Source organism: Clostridia bacterium (assembly GCA_019683875.1).
Classification (GTDB): domain Bacteria; phylum Bacillota; class Sulfobacillia; order RBS10-35; family Bu92; genus Bu92.
This window is the reverse complement of sequence record JADGHN010000185.1, coordinates 1-2,503: the sequence shown is the minus strand read 5'-3', so window position 1 is coordinate 2,503 and position 2,503 is coordinate 1. Positions and strand designations below refer to the sequence as shown.

Here is a 2,503-nt window from a genome sequence, read left to right as displayed (position 1 = left end):
GTTCGTGTACACGTCGGGCCAGCTGCCGATGGTGGACGGCAAGCTCGCCTACCAGGGGAAACTCGGAGCGGACCTGTCCGTCGAGGACGGGTATCAGGCCGCGCGCATTTGCGCGCTCAACGCGCTCGCCGCCGTTCAGGCGGTGGCCGGCAGTCTCGACCGCGTCGAACGCATCGTCAAGGTCGTCGGCTTCGTCGCCAGCGCGCCGGGCTTCAACGATCAACCGAAGGTCGTCAACGGAGCCTCGGAGCTTCTCGGTGAGATCTTCGGCGAGGCCGGCCGGCACGCGCGCTCCGCCGTGGCCTGCAACGAACTCCCGCTCAACGCCGCCGTGGAAGTGGAGCTCGTGGCCCTTCTGACGGAGGATGACTGACGCGGCGTGCCCGAGGAGCGGTTGCAGAAGTTTCTCGCGCGCGCCGGCGTCGCCTCGCGCCGCCAGGCGGAGCGGATGATCGCCGCGGGGCGCGTGCGCGTGAACGGCGTCGTCGTGAGGGAGATGGGCCTGCGCGTGGACCGGGAGCGGGACAAGGTCGAGGTGGACGGGCGCCCCATCCGGCCCACACCGCCCCCCTTGCGCGTGGCCATGCTCCACAAGCCGCGGGGCGTGATCAGCTCCGCCCGCGATCCGCAGCGGCGCCGCACGGTCACGCAGCTCGTGCCCAGCGAAGAGCGGCTGTACCCCGTGGGCCGGCTGGACTACGACAGCGAAGGGCTCATCCTCTTGACGAACGACGGCGACCTCGCCTTCGCGCTCACGCACCCGCGCCACCAGGTGCCGAAGACATACCACGTGTGGGTGGCCGGCGAGGTGCCGGAGCGCGGCCTCAAACGCCTCGCGGAGGGCATCGTGCTCGATGGCCGCCGCACGGCTCCCGCGGTGGTGCGTCGCCGGCCGGATCTCGACCGTCCGGGGCAGTCGGCGCTCGAGATCGAGCTGCGCGAGGGCCGGAAGCGCCAGATCCGCCGCATGTGCGAGGCCATCGGGCACCCGGTGCGCCGGCTGGTTCGCGTGGCGATCGGTCCGCTCCGGTTGGGGGACCTGCCGCCGGGCGCATTCCGGTGGCTCGACGAGGAGGAAATCGCGGGGTTGCGGGCGGCGGCCGGCCTGCCGCCGGTCGCCCGCGACTAGCGTTCAGCGAAATGGGGAGATGCGCGTGACCGCGGAGATTCGCTCGCTGGAAGACGTCCGTCGCCTGCAGGTCGACGGGACCGCGCGGCTGTGGTCCGCCACGCATGAGGAGATCCGCGCCGGCGCCACGGCCGACGTGTACTTCGTGAAGACGATGGAGATCCTGAAGCGACTCGGACTGCAGGACACGCCCGTGGTCGCGGAAATCTTCGCTAGCCGGCCGGGGATCCTGGCCGGCCTGGGGGAGTGCCTGGAGCTCCTGCGCGGGCGCGACGTGCGTGTCTGGTCCCTCGACGAAGGCGATCCGTTCGAGGCGAAGGAAGTCGTCATGCGCATCGCCGGGCCGTACTCCGCCTTCGGCCTGTACGAGACGGCCCTCCTCGGCATCCTCGCGTCCGCGAGCGCGTGGGCGACGGCGGCGCGGGAAGTGAAGGCGGCGGCCGGTCCCGTGCCGGTCATCTGCTTCGGCTCCCGCCACCTGCATCCCGCGGTGGCGCCGGTGATGGAACGGGCGGCTCTGGTCGGCGGCTTCGACGGGGCCAGCAGCATCCTCGGGGCGAAGCTCGCCGGCCGCGAGCCGACGGGCACGATTCCCCACGCCTGCGTCCTGATCGTCGGCGACACCGTCACGGTCGCCCAGGCCTACGACGCCGTCGTGGACGAGGGGGAGCCGCGCACCGTGCTCGTCGATACCTTCAAGGACGAGGCGGAGGAAGCGCTGCGCGTCGCGGCGGCCCTCGGTCCGCGTCTGTCGTCGATCCGCCTGGACACGCCGTCGGAGCGCGGCGGCGTGACGCCGGACCTCGTGCGCGAGGTGCGCGCGCGCCTCGACCAGGCCGGCTTCTCGCACGTCCGCATCTTCGTGAGCGGCGGCGTCACGCCCGAGCGCATCCCCGCCCTGCGCGAGGCCGGCGCCGGGGGGTTCGGCGTGGGCAGCTACGTGTCGTCCGCCCGGCCGATCGACATGACCTTGGATCTGAAGGAAGTGAACGGCCGCCCGATCGCGAAGCGCGGCCGGATTCCCGGGCTCACGCCGAACCCGCGGCTGAAGCCGCGCTGACCCGCTGCTCCCTTCGACTGCCTGTCGACGCGGCCGCCTGTCGCGGCGGCCCCCGCGGGATGATGCGGCGCGCCGTCGCGTAGGCTCTTGCGGAGGTGGGATCCGCTGGGCCACGCGGGCGCGAACGACATCGTGGCGCTGTTCCCCGTCGTCGCCCTGGCCGCCGCGGCCGCGGCGGCCGCGCGCGGCCTGCCGCGCCCGGGCTCCGTCTGGCGCGTGGCGCCCGCCTGGTGCGCGTGCGCCCTGGCCGCCGGCACGTGGCTGGGATGGGGCGCGGGCCCGGCGGTCCTCGCGGGCGGAGCGCTGGCCATCGA

General features: G+C 73.3%; 4 protein-coding genes. All 4 read left to right on the top strand.

Annotated elements, in window-relative coordinates; translation table 11 throughout:
* The coding region (locus IRZ18_09705) for a RidA family protein (GenBank protein MBX5477379.1) at window positions 1-373 on the top strand (373 nt) is incomplete at its 5' end.
* Window positions 374-379: 6 nt separating this feature from the next.
* A complete protein-coding gene (locus IRZ18_09700) occupies window positions 380-1,129 on the top strand; it encodes an rRNA pseudouridine synthase (GenBank protein MBX5477378.1) in 750 nt (249 codons plus the stop codon).
* A gap of 19 nt (window positions 1,130-1,148) precedes the next feature.
* Window positions 1,149-2,189, top strand: coding sequence for a nicotinate phosphoribosyltransferase (locus IRZ18_09695; protein MBX5477377.1), 1,041 nt, complete (start codon window positions 1,149-1,151; stop codon window positions 2,187-2,189).
* Between the two features lie 87 nt (window positions 2,190-2,276).
* On the top strand, window positions 2,277-2,503 hold a 227-nt coding region (locus IRZ18_09690), incomplete at its 3' end, for a hypothetical protein (protein ID MBX5477376.1).